This is a genomic window from Ardenticatenales bacterium, assembly GCA_020634515.1.
Lineage (GTDB): Bacteria > Chloroflexota > Anaerolineae > Promineifilales > Promineifilaceae > JAGVTM01.
Map to the genome: position 1 here is coordinate 1005463 of JACKBL010000002.1, position 26396 is coordinate 1031858.

Below are 26396 nucleotides of genomic sequence, written 5' to 3' on the forward strand. Positions count from 1 at the left end.
GCTATTATCCAGGACCATCATCTGTGACGAAGCTTCCGGGAAGATCATTCGGAGGAGAAACCGGGTTTTTCCAAAAAACCCGGTTTCTGGGCTTGCGCAAAATCGCCACGCCACAAGCCAACCAGCCCTGATCCATCCTGGCAGACACGCAGCCCTCGCGCTTTCGGTGGTAGCCCGCTGATCTCGCCCGTCATCAAGGCCCCGCACTGATACGGATCGTCGTAATCCAGTTGCAGCCGCGGCGGCTCCGTGAGCAGCGCCCACACGCCGGTGCTGATCTCATTGTCGATAAATGTGCCATCCTGTAGCATCCAGACGCGGTTTACACCGCCGGAGAGGTCTTGCATGATGTAGGTGACATCCACGATGGCCCGGATGTCGCTCTGCCGCAGCACGAAGGTGCGCAGCGCGGCCACGTTGTTCGCCAGGTCGGGGTCGTCAATCTCCTGGCTGACGACGGCGTCGTACGCAAACAGGCCAAGCTGCAAGGGCACGGCCACGGTGTTCACGATGACGGATTGATCGGCGTCGAGTGCCGGCATCGTACACGTAAGGGTCTGACCGGCCACGCCGCAATCTGCCACGTAGCCCCCCGCCGCCAGCGACAAAATTTCCTTCTGCGAGAGGACGCGGTTGAAAACGTACGCTTCATCCAGCCTGCCGTTGAAGAGGAACTGCGAAGCCCACGGCGCCCGCCCCAGGATAAAGGGGTTGTCGTTGCTGGCGATGGGATAGGCTCCCGTGGGAATGCGGTTGACTTCGATGCCGTTGATGTAGCCAATCAGATAGCCATTTGTCTGCCACGTCATGGCCACGTGGGTCCAATTGTTGGCGGGAATGAAACCAGACTGGAAGGTATACCTTGTGCCCACGGCGTCCCAGACTTCCGGATACAGCTTGTTCTGAATGTGGCCGAGGGCGTAGCCTGTGTTGGAAACGGCCTTGCCGCCAAATTTCCGGTCGCTGCCGGGGCTGGGGGCGTAAATCCACAAGGCAAACGTCAACGCCTCCCCCGGGTTGAGGGCGTCCCCGGAGGGAGCCTGCAAGTAATCGTTGCTGCCATCAAATTTTACGGCGGCGCCAAACTGGCCGCCTACGTCCGCGCTGGGGCAGGTGGCGCCGCTGCACGTCAGGTCCGTGCCGTAGCTGGAGCTATCCGCGAACGTGGTAGACCCGGCAGGTTCGTCCAGGTGATAGTGCAGCCGCGCTTCGTCCGAAAGCGGAGGCACGTAAACCATGCCCGGCGGCAGCGGCAGCGTCATGGTGATTGGCTCTGCCCGTTGCGGTCCGGCGTTGTCGATCACCAGGGTGGCGGTGAAGGGCTGACCGCGCACGGCCACGCCGGGATTGGCGACGTTGGTCACGCGCAGGTCGGCCAGCGGGCGCAGGATCGTCTGCAAATCGGTGCTGTTGTCCTCCGGGTGGAAGTCGAAGGCGAAGCTGGCGACGACGGCGCTGTTGGTGAGGTCAATCGCCCCCGGATTGGGGGCGACGACGACTTGCATTTGCGCCGACTGCCCGCCGGCGAGGCTGCCCCATTGGCAGGCCACGTCGTGCCCCAGAAACGCGCACGTCCCCTGGCTGGTGGTGTAGGTGAGGACGGTGGTGTTGGCGGGGAACGTATCTGTGACGTAGACGCCGGTGGTCACTTCCGTGTCGCTGTTGACCACGGTGACGGTGAAGGTGATGATGTTGCCGTAGTAGGCGGGGTCGGGGAAGCTGGTCTGGCTGATGACGAGGTCGGTGCAGTAGCAGACGGTGTTATCGACGCCGTCGCTGTTGTCCGGCAGATACGCTTCCTGGTCGTCGGCCAGGATGACGGCGCTGTTGCTGATTTGCGCCGGGCGGTCGGGCGGCATGACCATGATGTTTACCGTGGTGGTGGTGTCGGCGGGGATGAGTGGCAGGGTGCAGGTGACGACGTTGGCGGCGTGGCTGCAACTCCCCAGTTCGGCGTTGGCGGAGAGGAAGGTGACGTTTGCCGGCAACGTATCGGTGAAAACGGCGTTGTGCGCATCCATGGGGCCGCCGTTGCTGATCACGGCTGTGTAGGTCAGCGGTTCGTCGGCGGGGATGTAGGTGGGCAGCGCGGCGAAGCCGAGGGTGAGTTCAACCGCCGTTTCCGTCTCGAAGGCGCCGATGTCGCAGGCGAAACTCTGCGGACGGGGCACGCCGCGCTGGTCCGTAGCGTCGCAGGCGGCGGGATCGGCGGCGTTGATGGCCGGGCTGTAGGGCAGCAGGGCGTGTGTGGGCGTGGGGCCACCGTTGTCTGCCAGGGTTTCGGAGAGGAGTTCGCTGTAGATAATGCCGGCACTGACGGTGATGTCCGTGTCGTTCACGGGGCAGCCGGAGCCGATGAGGGTGAGGTTGTGGCCGCTGCTGAGGGCGTTGCCATAGCAGTCGTTGGCGCTGGCGGCATCGTTGCCGGCAATTATCGAGTTCCCAAACGAGAGCAGACCGGCGACCACGTAATAGCCGCCCCCCGTACTCACTTCCACGTTGCGCGTGATCGTGCTGTTGTTGATCGTCGCCGACCCGGTGCGCATGTACAGGCCTGCGCCCTGGTCGCCGCCGGCGTTGTCGTCGCCCATGTTGCCGGAAAGGGTGCTGTCGTGCAGCCAGAGGGAGCCGCTGCTGAGGAGGATGCCGCCGCCGTTTTTCAGGGCCTGGTTGCCGGCAATCGTGCTGCGCGCGATCACCGCCGCGCCATCGGAATAAATACCGCCTCCTTCACTTTCCGCCAGATTGTCCTGCACCAGCGTGTCGTTCAGTTGTAGCAGCCCGGAGAGGTTGTACGCGCCCCCGCCGAAGCCGAGTTGGGCGGCGTTGTGGGCGAGGACGCTCTGGTTGAGGATGACGACGCCGCCGTTGTTGTAGATGCCGCCGCCGCGTCCTTCGTAATGGTTCGGATAGATGTACAGTTCCAGGGCGGTGTTGTTGCTGACGGTGCTTTCGTGGAGGGTGAGGTTGCCGCCGGCGTCGTTGAAGATGGCCCCGCCGCGGTTGTTGCCGGAGCCGGCGGCGGCGTTGCCGGCGAGGATGACGTGGTTGAGGGTGAGAATGCCGGCATTCACCACCCCCCCGCCAATCGCCGCATACCCATCCCGAATCGTCAGATTGCGCATCGTCACCGCGCGTCCCGCCTGAATCTTAAACACCCGCTGCTGGTGGTTCCCGCTCACAGTCACGCCGGGCGACGTGGCACCGTCAATCGTCACCGATTGCCCCACCACAAGCTGGCCAGACGTGAGGACAATGGTCGTCGGCTGGTCAAAGTCAAACGTGATCAGACCACTGGCGCACACGTCCAGCAGCGCCTGGCGTAGCGTGTCGGGACCGCTGTCGGCGGCGCTGGTGATGACAATCGCCGGGCTGCAACCGTCATAGAAACCCGGTTTTTTTGAAAAAACCGGGTTTCTGTTTCTGGCCGCCGGTGGGGCGAAGAAGTAGCCGCGCCACAGGCCGGTGCGCCCGGAGCCGTCCTGGCATTCGCGCGCGCCCTGCGCGTAGGGGGGCGTGCCGCCAATCTGCCCCACCATGAAGGCGTCGCAGTTGTAGCCGGGGTCATATTGCAGCGTCAGGCGCAGTGGTTCGTCAATGAACGACCACGTGCCCGTGGCCGCTTCATCGTCCATGAAGGTGTCATCTTTCAGCAGCCACAGTTCGTTGATGTCCCCTTCGCCGTCCTGCATCCGGTATTGCAGCCGCACGGTGAGGGTGATGCTGTCTGTTTGCACGACGCGCGTGCGCAGGTAGGTGGTGTTGTTGCTGTAGTCGGGGTCGTAGGTGATCTGGTCTGCGTCGGCGCGGCTGTTGAAGACGCCCAACTGCGTGGGGATGGCGGTGATGTTGACGGGGACGACCTGGTTCGGGTTGAGGGCGGCCAGGTCGCAGGTGATGGCCTGGTTGGCTTCGTCGCATTCGGCGGCGTAGTTGCCGCCGTGGAGGAGACCGATTTCGCCGGCGGAGAGGGCGCGGCGGAAGAGGTGGATTTCGTCAATGCGCCCGTTGAAGTAGTTGCCCCAGGATGCTTTGCCGATGTAGATGGGGTTGGAATTGCTGCCGATGGGGTAAATGCCGGCATCTCTGCTCCCCGTCTCATTCCCATTGACATAAACCACGAACTCGCCGCCCGTTTTCCAGGTGAACGCGACATGGACCCACTGGTTATTGGGAAGCGCGCCGGAATTGAGCGAAAAGTGCGTGCCTGTGGCATCCCAGATGCCGGCAAAAATCTTGTTAGATAACTGGCCCAAAACATAACCGTTGCCCTGGAATCCTTTGTTCACATATTCACGGTCACTGCTGGTGCTGGTCGAATAAATCCAGGCCGCCACGGTCAGCTCCGCGCCCGGATTCACTCCCGTGCCCGTCGGCCCCTGCACATAGTCATTTCCATCAAAGGAGAGCGCCGCGCCAAAACGGCCCGCGCCGCCGGCGGTGGGGCAAGATGAGCCGGCGCAGGTGAACAAAGAGTCGTAGGCGGAATAATCCTTGAAGGTCGTCGCGCCGCGCGGCTCGTCCAGGTGCAGCCGCAGCCGCGCCTCGTCCGTAAACGGGGGCACGTAGATGAAGCTGGGCGGCAGCACATTGATCATGCGCACCGGTCGCCCCACGTCCGGCCCCGCGTTCTTCAACAGCAGCGTGTACGTCAACGGTTCGTTGAGCAGGCCCAGTCCTGGATTGTCCTTTTTGAACAGTTGCAGGTCGGACACTTTGGTGAAGAATACTTCCAGGGAATGGGTGTTATCTTCCGGGTTGTAGTCGATTTCGCGGCTGGCGATGGTGGCCGTATTTTCGATGCTGCCCACGCCCGGATTGTGCAGCACCACCACCTGCAACTGCTCCGAGGCACCTGCCGGCATTTCACCCCAACTACAGGCGAAACTGCTGCCCAAAAACTGGCAGTCGCCAATGCTGCTCGTGTACGTGATCAACGTGGCATTGCTGGGGAAAGTGTCCGTGATAAAAACGCGGGTGGCGATTTCATCCGTGGTCGTGTTCACCACGGTGACGGTGAAGGTGACGATGTCCCCGTGGTAGGGGGCCGGCGGATAAACAGTTTGCGTGATCTCCAGGTCGGTGCAGTAGCAGACGGTGGTGTCCACGCCGGCTTCGTTGTCGGGCAGGTACGCTTCTGGGTTTTCGGCGAAGGCGATGGCCTGGTTGCCGATCGTTGCCGGACCATCGGGCGGCATGACCACGATGTCGATGTGCGCGACGGTGCTGGCGGGGATGAAGGGCAGGGTGCAGGTGACGACGTTGCCGGCATTCTGGCACGCCCCCAGGCCCGCGTCGGCGGATATGAAGGTGACTTGCGTGGGCAGGGTGTCGGTGACGAGGACGTTGGTTGCCGGCAGCGGTCCCGCGTTCGTGATGGCCAAAGCGTAGGTCAGCGGCGCGTCCGCGGGGACGTACGGAGGCAAGGGCGCGAAGCCCAGCGTCAGGTCAATGGCACTTTCCGCTTCTAACGCGCCCATGTCGCAGACGAAGCTCTGCGGGCGGGGCAGGCCACGTTGGTCCGTGGGTTCGCAGGTGGCGGGATTGCCGGCATTAATCGCCGGACTATACGGCAGCAGCGCGTGCGTGCGGGTGGGGCCGCCGTTGTCCGCCAGCGTCTCCGACAGCACCGTCGTGAACACCACCCCATTGCCCACGCCGATGTCCGTCTCCTCGTCCACGGGGCAGCCCGTGTTCGTCACCACCAGGTTGTGCCCGCCGGTGGTGACGGGACCATAGCAGTTGATGTTGTTGCCGCCGCTGTTGCCGGCAATAATCGAATTCTCATAGGTAAACGAGCCGCTTTCCAGGTAGACGCCGCCTGCGCGGTCCACGCTCTGCCCATTCGTGACCGTGCTGTTGTTCATCGTCACCTGCCCCACGCGCACATAGAGGCCGGCCCCCTGATCGCCGCCGGCGGCGGGGTTGCCGGTGTTGCCGGAAAAGGTGCTGCTGTGGATGTGGAGCGCCCCCGCGCTTTGCAGGATGCCACCCCCTTTCTTCCACCCCTCGTTGTTGCTGAACACCGTGTCGCGGACCGTCGCGCCGCCGCCGTTGAACAGGCCGCCGCCCTCGAAGCCGGCCACGTTGGCGTCAAAGGTGGCGTCCGTGATGGTCACGGTCCCGGATGTGTTGTAAACGCCGCCGCCGGAGCCTTGTTCCGCCAGGTTGTGGGCGATGGTGCTGTTGCTGATGATCAGCGTGCCGTTGTCATTGTAGATGCCGCCCCCCTGTCCGCCCTGGATGTCGGGCGGGTTGTTGTACTGGGCGGCGGTGTTGTAGGTGATGGCGCTGTCCAGGAGGGTGGCGGTTCCGTACAGGTTGTAGAGGCCGCCGCCGCGGTTGGCCGTGCCCCCGCCGGCGTTGTTGAAGGTGATGGTGACGTTTTGCAGGGTGAGTGTGCCGGCATTAAACACCCCGGCGGCAATCGGCGCATACCCATCCCGAATCGTCAGGTCGTTGATCGTCACCACGCGCCCCGCCTCAATTTTGAACACGCGCACGATGCTGCCGCCACTCACGGCCACGTCCGGCGCGGTGGAGCCGTCAATGGTCACGTTCTTGCTCACGGCCAGATGGTTGGTATGCAAAAAGATGGTCGTGGGCGTGGCGAAGCCGAAATCAATCAGGCCATCGGCGCATACGTCCACCAGCGCCTGGCGCAGCGTGCCCGCGCCGCTATCCGCCGCGTTGGTGACGGTGACCACGGGGGCGCAGCCGCCGGCGGCACGGGCCGGGTGGGTGAAGTGAATCGTCGCCGCCAGCAGCAGCGCGGCGGTGATGAGGGGGAGCAAACTCTTCCACTTGGGCGCGGACATGGCATTTACCGTCCTTTTCTTGGGGGTACTTGATGAAGGTGGTGTTTCAAATGGGTTGCTCGGGCTGCCCGCGCCGTAGGACAATTTGCCTAAATTGTCCCTTCATGGCGTAGGACAATTCGCCGAATTGTCCTACAGCAAGCAACAGTCAACTGAAATGAAACACACCCCTTGATTAATCGGCGGGGGGGCCACGCCCCCGATGTCGCAGCCGTCTTCCTGTGGGCGAGATATGCCGCGTTCATCTGCGGCCTACTGAAAAAGAACAGACGAGAAATTCGTGTAGTCAAGAGTCAGTAGCGGCGACGAGCCTTCATCAGGCAGGATAAAATCACCGCGCCAGATGCCCGTCAAGCCGGTGCCGTCCTGGCACTGGCGCACGCCCTGCACGTGGGGCACAAATTCCGGGAATACCTCGCCCGTCATCAGGGCGTTGCAAGAGTAGCCGGGGTCATAGGTGAGGGTCAGGCGCTTTGGTTGGGTGAGGCTTTGCCATGTGCCTGTGCCGGCATCGTTGTCCACAAACGTGCCATCGTTCAATAGCCACACCAGGCCATGCCCAAAGCTGCCGTCCTGCATTGAATAACGCACCTCCATCGTCAGCGTAATCGCCGTGGATGTGACCACCCTCGTGCGCAGGAACGTCGTATTGTTCTGCAAATTCGGATCGTGCGTCGGCTGCGCCGCGTCCGCGCGGTAGTTAAACCATCCCTCTTGCGTCGGCACAACGGTGATATTCGTGTACACCGATTCCTGCGGAGCCAGCGCCGCCAGCACGCAGGAGATCGTGGCGCTATTCAGCGCGTCGCACGCCGCCGCATACACCCCCAGGTACAGGTCGCGCACCTCACCCGCGCTCAGGGCACGGCGAAAGTAGAGGCCCTCATCCAGTTTGCCGTTGAAATAGTATTGTCCCCAGGGCGCGCGCCCCCACTCAAAGGGAACGGAATTGCTGCCTACCATGAATGGACCTGCCGGCATACTGCCCACCGGCAGCCCATTGACGTAGATCGTAAACTGCCCGTTTGTCTGCCACGTCATCGCCAGATGCACCCAGGTGTTGCTGGCAATCGAGCCGCCCTGCAAACTGAACAACTGCCCGGACGTATCCCACACCCGCGCATAGAGATCGCCGCTTTTGTAACCCAACAGATAGCCGCTGTTTGTGTTGTCCGACTTGCCCCCGATCATTTTCTCCTGGCTCGCATTTGGCGCATACATCCAGGCAGCCAGCGTGAAAGCCGCGCCCGGATTCATACCGTTTCCGGTCGGACCGGAGAGGTAATCATTGCTGCCATCAAACTGCAATCCCGCGCCAAAACGTCCGCCGATGCCTGCTTGTGGGCAGTTGCCGGCATTGCACGTCATGTCGCTGCCGTAGGTGGAACTGTCATGGAACTGGGTGCTGCCCGGCGGGTCGTCCAGGTGGAAATGCAGCCGCGCCTGCTTCGTAAACGGCGGCACGTAGGTGAAGCTATCTGGCAGCACGGCCACCATGCGAATGGGGCGACCCACGTCAGGGCCGTCATTGGACAGCACCAGCGTGTACGTGAGCGGTTCGTTGAGGATCGCCAATCCGGGATTGACCTTTTTCGTCACGCCCAGGTCGGAAACGGGCACGACGTCCACACTGCGGGCGATGCTGTTGTCGTCCGGCGTGTAATCAAACTCGTAGCTGTCAATCTGCGCCAGGTTCTCCAGTTCCGTGGTCTCGTTGGCGAAGACGGCCACGACCACGTCCGCCGACTCGCCCGGCAGCAGCGTGCCCAGGGCGCAGGCGACGCGGTTGCCCAGGAATTCGCATTCGCCCGTGGTGGTCGTAAACGTGATCAGCACGGCGCTGCTGGGGAAGGTGTCCGTGAGGAAAATGCGCGTGGCGATCTCCGCCGTGGTGCTGTTCACGGCGGTGACGGTGAAGGTGATGATGTCGCCATGCAGGGGCGCGGTGGGGGTGACGGTTTGCGCCAGGGCCAGATCGGTACAGTGGCAGACCTGGTTTTCGCTGCCGGCATTATTGTCGGGCAAATAGGCGTCTACGGTGTCCGCGAGGACGATGGCCCGGTTCGTTACCGCGCGCGGTCCGTCGGGCGGCATGACGATGATGTCTACGTTGGTGGTGGAGAATGCCGGCAGCAGCGGCAAGGTGCAGGTGACGATCACGCCCGCCTGCCCGCACGCGCCCAGGTCGGCGTCGGCGGAGAGAAAGGTGACGTCGGCGGAGAGGGTGTCCGTGAGGACCACGTTGTGCGCGTCCAGCGGCCCGGCGTTGGTGATCACCAGCGTATAAACCAGCGGCTGGTCAGGCGGCACGTAGCGCGCGTGGGGCGCGTACCCCAGGATGAGGTCGGCGTCGCTGTCGGCCTCGTAGGCGCCCATGTCGCAGGCGAAGCTTTGCGGGCGGGGGACGCCGCGCTGGTCGTCCGCCGCGCAGGTGGCGTCGTCCGCGGTGTTGATGGCCGGGCTGTAGGGGAGGAGGGCGTGGGTTTGCGTGCCGCCGCCGTTGTCGTTCAGGGTGGCGGAGAGGACTTCGGTGAAGACGAGGTCGCTGTCAATGAAGAGGTCGCTGGCCTCGTCCAGGGGGCAGAAGATGCCGCTGACGAGGTTGTGCCCGCCGGTTTCCAGGGGACCGGCGCAGTCGAAGTCGGCGATGTTGCCGGCAATAATGCTGTTCGTGAAGGTGACGGTGGCCGTGGTGTTGTAGATGCCGGCGCCGGCATTGACATTGGTGTTGCGGGTGATGGTGGTGTTGTTGAGGGTGAGAATGCCGGCATACGCATACACCCCCGCCCCGCGATCCCCATTGGCCGCCGGGTTTCCCTGATTGCCGGAAATCGTGCTGTTGCGCAGGTCTAGCAGGCCGCCGGCGTGGGAGATACCGCCGCCCTCCATGAGGGCAACGTTGCCGCTGAACGTGCTGCCGGCAATCGCAGCCGCGCCGCTGTTGAACAGCCCGCCGCCGGAATATCCCGCTTTGTTGCCGCTAAACGTCGCGCCGTCGGCCTGCACCTGCCCGCCGTTATTGTACACGCCGCCGCCGCTGCCCAGTTCGGCGATATTGTCCGCGATCACGCTCTGGTTGAGGATGACGGAGCCGGCTTCGTTGAAGATACCTCCGCCCAGGCCGCCGATGTCCTCCGGGTCGGTGTGGATTTTGGCGGCGATGCTGTTTTGGACGCGGCTGTCGTTGAGGATGAGGGTCCCGTGCAGGTTCATGATGCCGCCACCGCGGCTGGTTCCCGTGGCGGCACGGGCGGCGCTGGCGGTGAGGGTGACGTGATTGAGGGTGAGCGTGCCGGCATTCAAGATACCACCCCCGATTGCCGCCAGACCGTTGCGGATGGTGAGGTTGTTCAGCATCACCGTGGCATTGTCCATCACGCGCAGCACGCGCACCGCATTGCTGCCGCTGACGGTCACGCCGGGGCTGCCGGTGGCGTCAATCGTCACCGAACGGTCGGCGACGAGATGGCCGGTAGTGAGGCGAATGGTTGCCGGCAGGGCAAAACCAAACGTGATCACGCCCCCATCGCACACGGTTGCCAGCGCGTGGCGCAGCGTTCGCGGACCGCTGTCGGCGCGGCTGGTGACGACGACGGCGGGTGGGCATCCTTCCGTTTGTGCGTCGGCGATGGGTGGCGTTTGCGCGCGCAATGCCGGCAGCAGGCAGGCAAACAACAACAGCGCGAAAACGGGCCGAATGCGTGGGCGGGACATAAAGCCTCCAGTTGCACGTCGTGCGAATCGTCAGAGATGTTTGGCTGACCGGACTAAAAATGTGTGCGGATGGAATCGGTGGGCAGATGTAAGCGGATGTAAGCGGATGTAAGCGGATGGTTGCGCTGCCCGGAAAGGGAAGCCCAAAGTTATCGGAAGCGGACGCACGTCATGGCAGACGTGCGAATTGGGGAGGAAATGGTGAATTGCAGAAACACACAATTCGCCAATAGCCACTATTGTAATAGACCCGGCCTCATTTGTCACACGTCTTCAGGACGAAGGGGGGATGCGTTCAGTTATCCTCGCCTTTCATGGCGGCCAATACCTGGCGCACGCCGCTCACGTTGCGGTCCAGTTCGATGACGAAATGGTCCGTCAGCTCCACCGTGAAGGATGCAATGCCCACGATGGCCAGGTAATCGCTGGCATCGCCGGTGACTTCGTAGGCGGCGAAGGTGTCGTAGAGTGGGTAGCCGCTGGCGGTGGCGTAGGCTTGCGCCCAGGCGCGGGTGGTGGCGGCTTCCTGGCCGTCGCAACTGCCGATGAGGACGCCGGGGAGGGCGCTGTGCAAAAAGATGACGAGATCGGGCTGCTCCAGGGTGATGAAGTAGTTGAGGTGTCGGTTTTCGATCTCGGAGAAGGGTTCGCTGCCGCCGCTGACGGGTTGCTGCCGCCAGGTTCCGGTGGGCTGCCAGTTGCAAGGCCAGTTGCGGTTGAGGTCCACGCCGCGCCCGTTGAGGCGTCCTATGGTGGTGTCCGCGCCGACGTCGGCGGGCGTGAAGCGGCCTGTTTGTCCGGTTACGGCGAACTGTCCATCGAGGTTTAATGCCGGCACGATCGTCAACCGCACCCCCTCTGGCAATCGCTCTGGCTCGTCGGCAAAATAATCCCACAAACCATACGCCAGCAGAATCGAATTCCATTCGTAGCCGCCGTGGATGCCGCCCACGATCATCAAATGATGATCACCGCTGCCCATCTGGAACGCCTGGATGGGATAGCCGTTGCCGGACAGCCCTAAATCACGCACCACGGGGTTGCTCTCCGCCGGTGTTGACGTGGGCGCGGCGGGAGAGGTTGGCGGGAGTGATGTTGGGCCTGGCGAGGGCGTAGGGCTGGCCGGCGGGCGGGGCAATGTGGCCGCAAGGGGAAGGGGGGTAGGTGTCGCCGTGGGGGGGGATGTCGACAATGCGGCGGCGGTCGGGATCAGCGTAATCGTTGGCGGAGCAGCAATGGATTGCGGCTGGCAATGAACGAGTACCAGAATGGACACGAAAGCAATGACTATAAGAGAGGGGAAAAAGGGCTGTCTTTCAGGCATAATAAGATTGTAGGTGACTATTCACGACCACCTTCCCGGAAGCTGTTTTGATGCGCAATGACTTGAATCACGAGACGCTGGGGGTTGGAAATCGAGCTTCCGGGAAGATCTCTTGGTATACATACCCCTGAGGTTGAACAGTTACCATTGTAGACGAGTTCTGGCGGACAAACGAACAGTTTTGCACCTGGTCACGGGAGGTTGATATGCGGAGAATGATAGTACTGCTTGTTGCGCTGCTCGTGCTTGGCGGATGCGATGGCGTTCCTCCGATTCCTTCGTCGAATGCTACATCCGCAAGCAGCGATGGTTCTGGGGCATTTCCAGATTTCCCCCCCGAAAAGCGAGAGCCTCAGCTAAAGGGAACGGTGGGTGTGTCATTGGGAATTCTCTTTGTGTCTATGGACACGAATGGCGAGTTAGAAATCGGTGTGGGCGGCGAGTTGCCTATTCTCCCTACGCCTTTGGGTATGCTCCGCGTGTTTGCCGAAGGCTCCGTGGAGTTTCCGCGCCAGCAGACATTGACGATTTCGACGGGGGAACAGACATGGTTTTATGACATTCAGGACGAGACGTTTACGGTAGAGTTGAGGGATGTCGATGCAACCGTGAAGGGAGATGGAAAGGGAAACATTCTTGTTCTGGTGACGGACAATCGCGTGCGAAAAGATGCCGACCCACGCTTTTATAACGCGGATGTCAATAGCCGGATTACGATGAATGAGGGAGCGAGTTTGCCTGTGGAACAGATCACTATCGGCTACTCGGCGAACGGAACGCCGATGACGTTCACTCGTTTGGGCAGTGGGCCGAAGGTTGTTGCGTTAGTTGGGGGTTTTCATGCGGGGTTTGCGCCAGGGACCGTTTCCGTGGCGGAAAAGATGATAGACTATTTCTCCGAGCATGGGGAGCAGATACCCGTGAATGTTTCGCTATACGTTTTGCCCCTGGCCAGCCCAGATAGCTTGAATGGGGCCGTGGAGACGAAAGCGGGGCGGGTAAATGGAAACGGCGTTGACCTCAATCGCAATTGGGATTGCAACTGGTCCAATACAGCGCAATGGCGCAGCGTTCCTGTCAATCCTGGCAGCTATGCGTTTTCCGAGCCGGAGACGGTGGCCTTGCGGGATTTTTTCCTGACGCAGCGTCCGGCGGCGGTTGTGTTTTATGAGGCACGCGGTGAACTGGTGATTCCGGGGGACCGCACTTGTGGTCAACGTAATAGCCAATCGGGTTCCCAAAATCTGGCATCTGTTTACGGTGCCCGCTCTGGCTATGAGTATGGGTTCATCAATTACTACCCTATCTCCGGTGATGTGACGGATTGGTTGGATAGGCAAGGTATTCCCGCGATCTCCATTCTGCTTTCTGACTATACGGCGGTTGATTGGAACAGGAACCTGCAAGGGGTCCAGGACGTATTGGCACAGGTTGCTCGTTGATGTCCGCGTGGCCTCGTATGCGGCAACGTCGCGTATGATCCGCCGAGGTCCGCCAGAACAGGTCAGGCGACGCGCTGGCAGCCCGCGTGCGCGCTCACGTGGATCGGTTAGGGAATGCCGCCGACCTGACAGCGGCATTCCCGTTTCGGTTTGTGGTGAATCAGTTATGGGGGCCGAAGTAGTCGTCGTAGGGGAAATCAGAACCGAGGCGACGGAGTTCTTGCCGGCAGTATTCGTCAATCTTTGCCTGATCCGCCAGGGTTAGCAGTTCTCCTGAATCTCCCGCCTTACCTTTGCGCATCATGCTGCCGTTTGGATCTGACCACGGGCTGCCCTCGCCGGGATAGAACTTGTGGTCAATGGACTTCATATATTGGAATGTGCTTTTGTGGACAACCGTGTCAAACTCTTCTGGCGTCAGGTCAACCCCCATCAACTCTGCCAGTGAGCGCACCGTTCCCGGCAAATCTTTTTTCATATCTTTGTAGAACAGCACGCGCGCATTGCTTTCGTTTCGCAATCTCCAGCAACTGGCAATGTGTGATGGCCAGGAGCCGAGTGGGAAATTGTTAGACAAAAACAGATCGAGCCACGTTTTCGGACTGGGCATGAGCATGCCAAACATGACGGAACGGATGAAGAAGTAGCTGGAAACGAAAGCATCCTTCGGGTCGCGGATCACGAAGACGTATTTGGCGTGGTCATTGTAGGGGACGTACTCCATGTCCAGGTGGGTTTTAATGACGCGCATCCCCGTGAGCGAGTTCTTCAGCGGCGCTTCATCCGTCAGTTTGATGGTGTAATCGGGGATGACTTCATCCGGCCACGGGATTACGTCATGGATGTGGGCATACTCCCCCTGGCCACGCATGGCGATCTGGTGCGTAATTTGCATGGTCCAATTTGTGCCACTCTTGGAGAAAACACTGACGATGACATCATGTTCCGTCGGGGTATAGCCGTTGAATGACCCTTTTGTATGGGCATGTTGTGGCATGTTGCGTGTCATGCGTTCAAAGACGCGGTGCCATTGTCCCGTCTGCTCTGCTACCCACATTGCGGGCTTTAGAGTCACGAGACTGATGCCCTGTATCATTCCTCGCTTCCATGGCGCCATATGTTGATTTCGATTGATAGACGCCGGATAGCTTATCGTTGCACTCACAATTTACTCCTTATTTGATTGGCTACGCCACGGCGTCAGCCAAAGTCAGATGGCAGGACCCACGCACAAACGCGAGCCGCTCTTTCATGGCCCGGAGAAGAGTGCCAGGGGCAAATAAAAACGCACCACTGGGGGAGTGGTGTCCATCAAATGGGCAAAATTATGAGCAAGGGTGCATCCTTCCCAAGCTCAACCCGCTCTCACCGCCGTTAAATGCACATTTACGCAGGTACCGGTGTTTTGCAACGGTTATTCCTGACAATCATTCCGGGCTTTGTGGGGCCACTTCCGCCAGAACAACCAGTTAGGGAGGTCGTTTTGGGCAAAAGAATGGCGCGAGCCAGGACCAGTAACACGTTTTAACACAATCGATGTCGTTTTGGCAGATCATACGCGCGAGACGTATGGACGTACCAACACCTCCTTCCCCTGGCGTTATTTGTGCTTCTATTGTCCTCATTTCCGGGAGAGGTGCATTCGATGGTGCGCCTTGAGGTGGGTGTGTTTGCCAGGACAAGGGTTATTGTAGGGTAGAATGCCGGCATTTTCAACGCCGCCGCCAGGAAGATAGTACCGGCTCCGGGCTGAATCTACGGCGAATCGAACAAGACGACCAACTTCATGTCATCAACGTCCACGTCCGTGTAACTGCCGGCATTCCGCTTCATCTGTCCTTCCACGCGAATATAGGACGTATCCACGGGAATCGGGCGCTCACCGCCCGTCCACACATAATTCCCACCACCCGTGTCACGCACCCATCCCGTATCAAAAGACGAGCCTAAGTCCGTGCCAAACACGTTGTAAAAGTGGATGAGAAACCGGTGATATTCGCTGTTTCCATCATGGAACCAGCCTTCAAAGTCGGCATGACCCAGGCCGGCGTCAATCCAGATGCGGTAAGCCTCAACGGAGATGTCCCGGTAGAACTTGACGGGCGGGTCCCCCTCGCTTTCGTCCCCCTGGGCTGTGCCATGAATGGAGTAGATGCCCGAATGGACGAATTCGCCGGTCACGTCAATGGTCCCATTCAACACAACCCACCCCGACATATTCCCATTTTCAAACCCGCCGTTGTTCGTAAAGGGTCCCAGCAATTCCGTTGGTGACGGCGGCGGTGGAAGCGGTGTAGATGTCGGCGTTGGTGTCTGGGTGGGCGTTGCCGTGTTGGTAGGCGTTGCCGAAGGGGTAGGCGTGGCCGTGCTGGTTGCTGTGGGCGTCGCGCTTGGCGTGACGGTCGGCGTGACGGTTGGCGTGACGGTTGGCTGTGGTGAGGGGGTCCGCGAAGCCGTTGGCGTGGCATTTGGGGTTTGCGTGGCCGTGGGTAACAGTGTGGAGACGGGCGTTGGCGTGCCGGTGGCTGTCGGCTGCGTCGTGATCGTGGGTGGCACGATGGATGTCGCGGTTGGCGTGTAAGGGGTCGCCGTGGGCGTGGCCGTGCCTCCCGTTGAAAAGTGCCAGATAGGTCCTGTAGCCGTTTCGCCGTGTATGTCCTTCGTGACGATGCGCCAGTAGTAGATTGTGTTTTCCAGCAATGGGCCAGGATAGTAGCTGTCCAGCGGGGAGTCCGCGGAGACGCGCACCAGGTTGTTTGCCGTGTAACCAAAGTAGACGTCGTAGGTGACCGGGTCGTTGTTTGGATCCCCACCGTCCCACTCCAGCAGGACGTCAATGGGCTGGTCAACTGACCCGTTGTAGGGTATCGGATTGTAGGCCATGAAGGGAGGTGGATCAGAAACGTTGTTGCTCAGGTGGAAAGCGATGGGGAGAAAGATGTAGGCAGGTCCCTGGGATGCAATTTGGAGAGTGACCGGTTCGCCTCCTGCCGGCATCTCATTCCCAAACAAGCGCGCCGACCAAATGCCCGTTTCCGGGTATGAAAGCGTATAGATTTCATACGTAAGCCCCTTGACATGATAAACATCCGCGGCGGAGGTATTCGCTGCGATCTCACGGCCACTCGGACTGATTAGCGTCAGCGTCACGTCACTGCCTGGCCAGGAAGAGAAAAACGTCGCGGACGCCTGATCCGTGGCAATGTATGTGGAAGCCTGGTGTGTCTGACCTTGGTGCAGCGTAACCTGCTCTTCCGCGATGACGTTGCTTCTCGTTAACTGTTGCGACAGATCAAAATAGAGTTGTTTCAAGTCATTGGGATCAAACAGTTGGCTATAGGTTCCCCCTGTTTCATTCGCAATGACAGCTAACAAAGCGTCATCGGCGGCATCACTCAGGCCAATGGTATGAACCGGCCAACCCTGCGCCTGGTATTGTAGATAGCTTTGGGCCAGAAAAGGGTCTATGGCCGTATGCAGGCCATCGGTGAGAAAGATCGCCACTTTCTCGCGCTCACTGGTGTCAGCAAGAAGCTCCATAAAGCCGGCGTTGAGTCCCACATTTAGGTCCGTGCTGCCCCAATCACCGATCTGGTCTACCGCCGCCTTGAGGGTGATTTTGTCTGCTTCCGATTCAATGAGCAATAAGGCTTGCAGGACGTAAGCCTGCGTGTCAAAAGCGACAACGGCGATCTTGTCACCGACTTGAGCCGTATCAATGAACACTTTGGCCGCTTCGCGGCGCATTCCCGTGGGATCATTGATGCTCATACTCCCGGTCGCGTCGATGATCAAGGCCACGCTCAGATTGCTACCGTTGCCGCTATGCCTGTTGTTGTTGATGAAGGCGGACGGGTTCAAATAGCCGACCTCTCCCGGATGAACATCATTGGTATAACCAGGTCCCGGGATGTGCGAACCAGGTGGGTCCTGGCATAGATTGCTTCCGTCGAAAAACGAGCGCATCTCCCAGTGTAAGTGAGAATTCCACTCGTCGCCGGGATAGGCCATGACGGATCCAATAGCCGTGCCTTTCGTCACCTCCTGGTCTTGTTGGACGAGTACTGTCGCCAAATGTGCATACTGTGAATAGACTACTCTATCGTCCGGCAAAGGATGCTTGATGACGACAACGCCTCCGGGATAGTTCGCGTTCGGATTGACGAATCTGACCTTCCCGTCGGCTACCGCGTGTACGCTCTCGCCAATGATGCCCTTGGTGTCCCCCAATTTGAACCAGTCCTCGGCGGCGTGCCACAGTTCGTTAATCGTATGTCCCGGATAGCAACTGCTGGGATTGGTCAGGGCTGGATTGTGCATGTCATAGCCATTCCCCCCGCCGTCCCAGATGCTGAAGCCGTAACCGGTTCCATCCGGGCCGCCCAGAGGAAAATCGAACGAGTCGGCTAACACCGTGGTTGCCTCTTCGTCGGCCTGGCTATTGGTAATGAACAGGGTAATGCTGCCCATGATGAGGAGGGTGATGAAGAGGGCTATCAATCCATAACGTCGCATCTTAGACATTTCTGTTCCCCTTTTACTGGCTGAACCGGCGTGACACACAGCTATATTTTGCTCTTATACATCTATACCTTTTTTGCGCGTTTGAACTCCCTTTTGCCCAAAAAAAGCGGGGTAAAGATCACCTGATCTTTACCCCGCCGCTTTTTGCGCGAACTTGTGCAGCAGTGGCGTCGTCGTTAGGCGGCTGCCGTCCCGTCCGCCGGTTGGGTTGGCGTAAAACGGCGCACAAAATCCTCGACGAGGAGGAGGTTTGTGCCGGCATGTTTAATCGTCTGCAGAAGTTGTGTCATCGTCGCCACCTCTTCCACCTGCTCCGTCACGAACCATTGCAAGAAATTATTCGTCGTGTGGTCAGACTCCTTCGTCGCCAGCGTCACCAGACCGTTGATCTGGTCCGTCACCTTCAACTCCTGGCGTAAGGCAAAATCCACCGCATCCGCCGCGCCGGAAAACTCATTTCGCAGGTCGGGAATGCCGGGAATAATCGGCTTGGCCCCCGTCTCCAGCATAAAATGCACGAACTTCATCGCGTGCATTCGCTCCTCATCCGACTGCCGGTAGAAGAAACCGGCCAGTTCGGGAAGTCCCTCTTCGTCAAAATAAACGGCGATGGCCGTATACTGTGCCGCCGCCGTGAATTCGCTCACGATTTGCGCATTCAGCGCGTTTACAACATTTGCTTTGATAATCATGGTCTCTCCTATAAGGATACGGGTCACCAAGATCGGTTCATGCTGCAAGAATCAACCGATCCGGGAAGGGGAATTTAGTGTTAGACCGTCATGCAGTTGGCGCTTGTTCGTCGTTGCCACGCCGATGCCGGCGTGCCTTGAGAATGAATCATCGTCGCGCAACTTTCCTATCATATCACGCATGGGTAAGAATCGCGTAAATCGGCGACCATTTTGCCGGCATTTTCCCCACCCACCCCGTTAATTGCGGAAATTGCCGGCATTTTTGTTTGAAAACCAGCCCAATCTCCGGTACACTCTTATCTCCACCTGTTGGCAAAATCGTTCCCCTCCTGGTCCCGTCAGGCCAGGTTTATTATCAATCAGGATGGCGCGCCTGCTCGCGGTCGTTTCCTATCCATCCCCACAACAGGAGTAAGGCTGATGTTCAAAACCCGAAACCGTTTCTTTTTGTTGCTCGTCTTGGCCCTGGTAGCCCTGGCTGCCGGCTACCAGACGACCCGCGCCGCGGCCACCGACAACGCCCAGGCGCCCTTGACCGGACTGGATGCCGCCGGCGTGCTGGCCGACCAGTATATTGTCGTCTTCCGCGACCAGGCCACGGCCGGCTCCATTTCCGCCGCCGTGTCTACCGCGGAGGCGCTCGGCGGGAAGGTGGATTTTGTTTACGGAACCGCGCTGCATGGTTTTGCCGGCACGCTTCCCCCCACCGCCCTCGCCACCATCCGTAGTCTGCCCGAAGTCGCCTACGTCGAAGCCCAGCACCTCATGTTCGCCGACGTCACCTGGGGCCTCGACCGCATCGACCAGCGCAACCTGCCCCTAGACAACGTCTACAACGTCAGCGCCACCGGCGCGGGCATCCACGCCTACATCATCGACACCGGCATTCGCATCACCCACAACGAATTTGAAGGCCGCGCTTCCGTGGGCTTTGATGCCGTCGGGGACGGGCAGAACGGCAACGACTGCAACGGGCATGGCACGCACGTCTCCGGCACGGTCGGCGGCGCCACCTACGGCGTGGCCCCGGACGTGCAATTGTACGCCGTGCGCGTCCTCAACTGCGCCGGCTTTGGCTCCACGGCAGACGTGGTCGCCGGCGTCGATTGGGTCGCCGCCAACCACAACAGCCCCGCTGTGGCGAACATGAGCCTGGGCGGTTCCGTTTCCGCCGCCACGGATACGGCGGTGCAGAATGCTATCGCCGCCGGCGTGAACTTTGCCCTCGCTGCCGGCAACAACAACGGCGACGCCTGCGACACATCCCCCGCCCGCGTGCCCGAAGCCATCACCGTCGGCGCGACGGACGACACCGACACCCGCGCTTCCTTCTCCAACTGGGGCACATGCCTGGACGTATTCGCCCCCGGCGTGAACATCACCTCCGCCTGGAACAGCAGTGACGCCGCCACCAACACCATCAGCGGCACGTCCATGGCCTCACCGCACGTCGCCGGCGTCATCGCCCTGGCGCTGGAGCAATACCCCGGCGCAACCCCGGCGCAAATCGCCAACCTGATCAACGATACGGCCACCCGCGGCGTGGTCATTGACTCCGCCTGCTCCCTGAACCTGCTCATCTACGCCAAACTGACGCCCGATCCCAACCCCATTCCCGATCCCGAACCCTGCCCCAATCCGGGACAGTGCGCGGCGAACACGGTGCTGCGGGATGCCAGCCTCTTCGCCGGACTGGAGGCGATTTCCGTGGCGGATAGCATTTATCACTTCCGCGACTATGCGCTGAGCACCAGCGACGTAGGCCGCGAATATCGCGCGCTCTACGAAGCGCACACCGACCGCATCAGCTACTTGCTGCTGCGCTCGCCGCATCTGCGGGCGATGGCCGGTGAATTGCTGGTGGCCGCCGCGCCTGGTCTGGACCAGATTGCCGGCACGCAAAACGACGCCGTACTCACGGCGCGGCAGGTCATGCAACTGCGCCTCTTCCTGGCGCAAGTGGTCCGCGCCGACCGCGCTATGGACGGCGGGGCATTGGCCGCTGCTATCGAACAACAGATGGCCCGCCTGGATTGGAACGCCCTGGCCGGTCACACGTACGCCGACGCCTGGCAGCTCATGATTGCCAGATAGCGCTCAATACGCTATCACAGCAGGAAAGCCCCAGGGGTTCGGCGGAATCCCTGGGGCTTTTTTGTTGTCGCCACCCCGACCCCCAACTACCAACTCGCCAACTTTCGCAATTGACAGGCTTTTGCCCCTACCGTAAAATGCCATCCGTTATACAAACTATGATGCGAGGAACCAGATGACTGTACCACGGACAAGCGCCGAAATACGCAAAGCTTTTCTTGATTTCTTTGAGGAGAACCGGCACACGATTGTGCCCAGCGCGCCGCTGCCGAATCGTGAAAATCCAACGTTGCTGTTTACGAATGCCGGCATGAACCAGTTCACCAACGTCTTTCTTGGCAAAGAGAAACGTGACTACACCCGCGCCACCTCCTCCCAAAAATGTATGCGCATCCAGGGCAAGCAAAACGACCTGGAAAACGTTGGCCCCTCGCCGCGCCACCACACCATGTTCGAGATGCTCGGCAACTTCTCCTTTGGCGACTACTTCAAAGAACAGGCCATTGACTACGCCTGGCTCTTCCTCACCGAAGTGCTGAAGCTGGACAAACAACGGCTGTGGGTCACCATCTACACCGACGACGACGAAGCCGAACAGTACTGGCGCAAACACACCGCCCCCGAACGCATCCTCCGCTTTGGCAAAAAAGACAACTTCTGGGAAATGGGCGAGACCGGCCCCTGCGGTCCCTGCTCCGAGATTCACTACTACCTCGGCCCCCTGGCCGAACAAACCGCCGCCGGCGTCAACGTAGATGACGCCTACCTCGAACTGTGGAACCTGGTTTTCATGCAGTTCGAGCGCGACGACGCCGGCGAACTGCACCCCCTGCCCCGCCCCTCCATTGACACCGGCATGGGGTTGGAGCGCATGGCGCAGGTGATGCAGGGGGTTGCCAGCAACTACGACACCGACGTTTTTCTGCCCGTCATGGACCGTCTGCAAGAACGACTGGGGCACACCGACGCGCAGCGGGCGGAGCAATACGTCGCCTACCGCGTCATCGCCGACCACGGACGCGCCGCCACCTTTCTCATTGGCGATGGCGTCCTGCCCGGAAACGTGGGCGAGGGGTACGTCATCCGCATGATTATCCGCCGCGCCGCTCGCTTTGGCCGGAAACTCGGTTTTACGGAACCGTTCCTGGCGCATGTGGCGGCGGTGCTGGCGCAGACGATGGGCGAGGTTTACCCCGAATTGCGGCTGCGCCTGGACCATATCCAGCACGCGCTGACGCAGGAGGAGGAGCGATTCAACCGCACGCTCGATTCCGCGCTGGCGCGCCTGGATAACTTGCTGGCGGCGTTGGCGCAGCAGGGCATGACGGAGATTGACGGCGAAACCGCTTTTACGCTCTATGCGACGTATGGCCTGCCGCTGGAGATCACGCGGGATGTGGCTCAGGAGCATGGCTTCACCGTGGATGAGGCGGCCTTTGACGATGCGCGCGCCGCACACGCGGCGGCCAGCGGCGCGGGGGCGTTTGGGCAGTACACGATGGGCGCGGATGTGTATGGAGATGTGTTGGTGCGGTTGGTGCAGTCGGGGCGAGTGCCGGCATCTGGCGTAGATTACGACCCCTACAGTGGCGCCGAAATGGAATCAGAAATCCTGGCGCTGCTGGTCGATGGCCGGCCCGTGTCCGTCGCCCAAACAGGCGCAAAACTGGAAATCGTCACCGCCGCCACTCCCTTCTACGTCGAATCCGGCGGCGAGGTCAGCGACACCGGAACCATCCTCATCCCGGAAACGGGGGCCGAAATTCACATTCATGACACCCGACGACCCGTGCCCGGCCTCATCGTTCACGTCGGCGAAGTCGCGCGCGGACCTGTTCAGGAAGGGCAGGCCGTTCTCCTGGCCGTGGACGACGTCCGCCGCGCCGACATTCGCCGCAATCACACCGCCACCCACATCCTGCACCGCGAACTGCGGGCGCATCTGGGCACGCACGTGACGCAGGCCGGCTCGCTGGTGGCTCCCGACCGCCTGCGCTTCGACTTCACGCACACGCGCGCCATGAGCGCGGAGGAGAAAGCATCCATTGAACGGGCCATCAACGCCGCCATCTTGCAGGACATGCCCGTGAACATTCAGCATATGAAGCAGAAGGAGGCGATTTCCGCCGGCGCCATGGCTCTCTTTGGCGAGAAATACGGCGACATTGTGCGCACGATCCAGATTACGGAGGCAGACGATGGGCACAACCCGTACAGCTTTGAACTGTGTGGCGGCTTGCATGTGGGGCGCACGGGCGAGATCGGCCTATTCCATTTCACCAACGAGGAGGCCGTAGCCGCCGGCGTGCGCCGCGTGGAGGCCGTCACCGGTGAAGGGGCGCAGTCGTTTGTGGCGGAGCGGCTGGGGATTTTGCGGCAGTTGGCGGAAACGTTGAACGCGCCGATTGCTGAAGCCATGCCCCGGCTGGAGGCGTTGCAGCGGGATTTTAGGGCGCTGCAAAAGGAGCATGAGGCGCTGCGCCGCCGTCTGTTGCTGGCGCGGTTTGACGACCTGGCGGCGCAGGCGCGGGATGTGCGCGGCGTGGCCGTGCTGGCGGCGGCGGTGGACGACGCGGACCAGGATGGTTTGCGCGAACTGGCGGACCGCCTGCGCGATGGCCGCAAGGCGGATGTGGTGGTGCTGGCCACGGTGCGGGATGAGCGCCCCGTTTTTGTGGCGATGGTGCGGAAGGAGATGCTGGGGCGTGGGCTTCATGCCGGCAATCTCGTGCGCGACGTCGCCAAAATCGTAGGCGGCGGTGGCGGCGGACGCCCGGACATGGCGCAGGCGGGCGGCAAGGATGCCGCCAAACTCCCCGCGGCGCTGGCCGCCGTGCCCGACCTCGTCGCCCGCAGCCTCAAGTGACGTGCGGCCTTCCATAGAACCGTTTGTTGTTTGACTGACCGCGACTATGCAGGTCATTTACCTGGACGAAGAAGACGACCTGATCTCCGTGTGCGACCGCCTCGATTGGTGCGGCGCGGTGCGCGTTATTCTCGTGCTGCCGCCGGCGGGACGGTTGTTCACGGAGACGGTGGACCTGGTGCGGCTGCGCCGCCATGCGGATGCCCGGCGCCTGGAAGTGGCCCTGGTCACGCCCGACGGCGGCATTCGTCAAGAAGCGCGGGCGCAGGGGATTCCGGGATTTGCCACTGTGCGCGCGGCGGAGCGGCGGCGGGCCTGGCGGCGCGTGCGGCGGCAGTTGCTCCCCGCGCCTGGCCTGCACGAGGATGATCGGCGGGAGGTGTACCGTCGCCAGGCGCCGGTTCCTTTGTGGCGGCGCTGGTTGTGGCGATATGCCGGCATTCTCCTCTTCTTCACCGTCCTCACCGGCCTCGTCGTCGGCATCCTTTACGCCCTCCCCGCTGCTACCCTCGTCCTCAAACCACGGCTCGAACCCATTCAGGTATCCCGGCAGATCGTCGCCGATCCCCAACTGGATAGCGTCAACTTCAGCGGCGCGTCTGTTCCCGGACGGCGGCTGGTCGTCACCACCGTCTGGCGCGCCGACGTGGAGACGACGGGCGCTATCGAAGTGCCCGATGCGCCCGCGCGTGGGCGTGTCGTCTTCGCCAATCGACTGGCGGAACCCGTTACCGTACCTGCCGGCACGCGCGTCACGGCCACCGCCGGCCAGTTGCTCACCTTCCAGACCATCGCCCCCGTGGAAGTCCCCCCCGTCATTGGCGGTACGGCGGAAGCGGACGTGGTGGCCGTCATTCCCGGCCCGGATGGCAATGTAGCCGCCAACGCCGTGAATCGTATCGAAGGTCCGCTGGCGCTGCAATTGGAGGTGCGCAACCTGGACCCGCTCGACGGCGGGGCGATGCGCCTGGTGCGCGCGGTGACGGAGGCGGACCAGGCGCGCCTGCGGGCGCAGGTGCTGCAGCAGTTGCAGACGCTTGCGGAAGCGGAAATGACCGGGTTTCTGGCGGATAACGAATTTCTGGCGCGCGATTCGTTGCGCATTGTGCGCGTGGATGAGGAGACGTTTTCGTATTTTGTGGGGGAGCAGGCGGATCGGCTGGCGCTGGAAATGCGGACGGAGGTGCAGGCGACGGCGGTGGATGCGTCGCAGGCGGTGGGGCTGGTGTATGAGGCGTTAGCGGCTGCTGTGCGTCCGGGCTACGAGTTGGTTGCCGAGTCGCTCACGTTTCGCGGCGGCGATGTGTTTGGCGTGGATAATCAGGGGCGGGTGAGTTTTGCCATGATCGGGGAGGGGTATGCGGCGGCGCGGTTGAATTTGGAGGGACCGTTACAGGTAGCGGCAGGTCAGCCCACGGCGCTGGCCCTGGCTTATCTGGATCAGCAGCTTCCGCTGCGCGAGTACCCGACGGTGCGCATTCGCCCGGACTGGTTAGGGCGGTTTCCCTATTTGCCGGTGCGTATTCGTGTGCGCGTAGATGCCGGCATCCCCACCAATTAAGAGAAGGACGAATGACGAAGGCATCCCTCGTCAGTTGACAAGGGGCTAAATCATATTCCAGCCGCGCTCCATGTGCGCGAACCGCAGCTTGTTCAGCGCCTCGTGTTCTAGCTGCCGGATCCGCTCCCGCGAGAGACCAAACATCTCCCCAATTTCGCGGAACGTGCGGAACTTTCCGTCATGCAGCCCGTAGCGCAGTTGCAAAATCTCCGCCTCGCGCGGCGGCAGTTCCTCCAACAGCTCGCCCAGCTCCGCGGATAGCATATTTTGCGCCGTAATAACGGCCGGATCGGGGCTATCCACGTCTTCCAGAAAGTCGCCAAACTCCGTGTCTTCTTCTGGACCAAAAGGCTGCTCCAGGGGAATCGGGCTTTGGCTTGCCTTCAGCAGCCAGTCAATCTGGCTCGGTGGTACTTCCAACACTTCCGCCAGTTCCTCCGAAGTTGGCTGCCGTTGTTCCGTCTGCTCCCACTCTCGCCGCAGTCGGTTAATTTTGATCAACATGCTGTGCCAATGGGCGGGGAGGCGAATGGTGCGGCTCTGGTTTGCCAGCGCCCGGGTGATCGCCTGCCGAATCCACCACGTCGCATAGGTACTAAAGCGGTTGCCCATGCTGTAATCGTACTTGTCCGTGGCAATAATGAGGCCCACATTTCCTTCCTGAATCAGGTCCAGGAAGTTCAGGCCCCGGTTGCGGTATTTCTTGGCAATGCTGATGACCAGGCGCATGTTGGAGCGCACAATGCGCTCGCGCGCGGCTTCGCCTGCTTCCACAAGCCGGGTCAGGCGCGCTTGCTCGTTGGCGGAAATGTCTTGCTGCTTTAGCTTTTTGGCGGCGGTGCGGCCTGTCTCAATGGTTTGGGCCAATTGCACTTCTTCGTTGGCGCTGAGCAGTGCCTGGTTGCGAATATCACCCAGGTAGAGGTCAATCACGTCGCTGCTCAGGTTTTCGCCAAAGCGCAGGTCTTGCGGTGTTGGGGGAGGGGAAGTGCCGGCATTTTCCCGCCCATGATCCGCACGATTCGCAACGGAACGCGACCTGGGCCGCTTTTTGCGCCGATGATCCTCGCCGGTTGGCGGCATGGTTTGCCGCAATTCATCTTCTATGCGGTCAGGTGTGTTCCGGTTGGTGATTGCCGTATTCATATCGTTTTTCCTGTTACTGACAGCGGGCGGACCCCGCGTTGTCAAGAAATAGAGTCGTGTTCAAAACGTTCAAATTGTACTGAACAAGCCTTAGAATTGAATTAACACCGCCTTTGCGTTCACACAGCCCATGCGCTTCGTGAATGCCGGCAGCTTGCCCTGCCACGGCGCGCGTGACTTGCGGATTCCCTGCTGTCATGCGCTAGATGCGC

Annotated in this window: 12 protein-coding genes; 4 read left to right on the forward strand and 8 right to left on the reverse strand. The window is 60.9% G+C overall.

Annotated elements, in window-relative coordinates; translation table 11 throughout:
• Window positions 1–44: 44 nt before the first annotated feature.
• The 4 genes from H6650_08620 to H6650_08635 form a co-directional block, all read right to left on the reverse strand.
• Complete coding sequence (locus tag H6650_08620) at window positions 45–6818, reverse strand: DUF11 domain-containing protein (protein MCB8952059.1); 6774 nt, start codon at window positions 6816–6818, stop codon at window positions 45–47.
• A gap of 252 nt (window positions 6819–7070) precedes the next feature.
• A complete protein-coding gene (locus H6650_08625; GenBank protein ID MCB8952060.1) occupies window positions 7071–10532 on the reverse strand; it encodes a DUF11 domain-containing protein in 3462 nt (1153 codons plus the stop codon).
• A 295-nt stretch (window positions 10533–10827) separates the two neighbouring features.
• Window positions 10828–11568 carry a hypothetical protein gene (locus H6650_08630; protein MCB8952061.1) on the reverse strand — a complete coding sequence of 247 codons (741 nt, stop codon included), beginning with the start codon at window positions 11566–11568 and terminating at the stop codon, window positions 10828–10830.
• Window positions 11558–11785 (reverse strand): hypothetical protein, encoded by a 228-nt coding sequence (locus H6650_08635; GenBank protein ID MCB8952062.1) that lies wholly within the window; start codon window positions 11783–11785, stop codon window positions 11558–11560. The genes H6650_08630 and H6650_08635 overlap by 11 nt, the downstream gene beginning before the upstream one ends.
• Before the next feature lie 466 nt (window positions 11786–12251).
• Here H6650_08635 and H6650_08640 point away from each other — a divergent pair, with 466 nt between their 5' ends.
• Window positions 12252–13298, forward strand: coding sequence for a hypothetical protein (locus tag H6650_08640; GenBank protein MCB8952063.1), 1047 nt, complete (start codon window positions 12252–12254; stop codon window positions 13296–13298).
• Between the two features lie 160 nt (window positions 13299–13458).
• Here H6650_08640 and H6650_08645 read toward each other — a convergent pair whose 3' ends face one another.
• From H6650_08645 to H6650_08655, 3 genes are all read right to left on the reverse strand, one after another.
• Window positions 13459–14463 carry a sulfotransferase domain-containing protein gene (locus H6650_08645; protein ID MCB8952064.1) on the reverse strand — a complete coding sequence of 335 codons (1005 nt, stop codon included), beginning with the start codon at window positions 14461–14463 and terminating at the stop codon, window positions 13459–13461.
• 590 nt (window positions 14464–15053) lie between these two features.
• Window positions 15054–17822: a peptidoglycan DD-metalloendopeptidase family protein gene (locus tag H6650_08650; GenBank protein MCB8952065.1), complete on the reverse strand. Its 2769-nt coding sequence runs from the start codon at window positions 17820–17822 to the stop codon at window positions 15054–15056.
• 176 nt (window positions 17823–17998) lie between these two features.
• The gene (locus H6650_08655; protein ID MCB8952066.1) at window positions 17999–18514 is read right to left on the reverse strand and encodes a ferritin; all 516 of its coding nucleotides are present in this window, start codon (window positions 18512–18514) and stop codon (window positions 17999–18001) included.
• A 423-nt stretch (window positions 18515–18937) separates the two neighbouring features.
• Here H6650_08655 and H6650_08660 point away from each other — a divergent pair, with 423 nt between their 5' ends.
• From H6650_08660 to H6650_08670, 3 genes are all read left to right on the forward strand, one after another.
• Window positions 18938–20611, forward strand: coding sequence for a S8 family peptidase (locus H6650_08660; GenBank protein ID MCB8952067.1), 1674 nt, complete (start codon window positions 18938–18940; stop codon window positions 20609–20611).
• 175 nt (window positions 20612–20786) lie between these two features.
• Window positions 20787–23477: an alanine--tRNA ligase gene (gene alaS, locus H6650_08665; GenBank protein ID MCB8952068.1), complete on the forward strand. Its 2691-nt coding sequence runs from the start codon at window positions 20787–20789 to the stop codon at window positions 23475–23477.
• A 46-nt stretch (window positions 23478–23523) separates the two neighbouring features.
• A complete protein-coding gene (locus H6650_08670) occupies window positions 23524–25038 on the forward strand; it encodes a baseplate J/gp47 family protein (GenBank protein ID MCB8952069.1) in 1515 nt (504 codons plus the stop codon).
• A gap of 45 nt (window positions 25039–25083) precedes the next feature.
• Here H6650_08670 and H6650_08675 read toward each other — a convergent pair whose 3' ends face one another.
• Complete coding sequence (locus H6650_08675; GenBank protein ID MCB8952070.1) at window positions 25084–26184, reverse strand: sigma-70 family RNA polymerase sigma factor; 1101 nt, start codon at window positions 26182–26184, stop codon at window positions 25084–25086.
• Window positions 26185–26396: the final 212 nt, after the last annotated feature.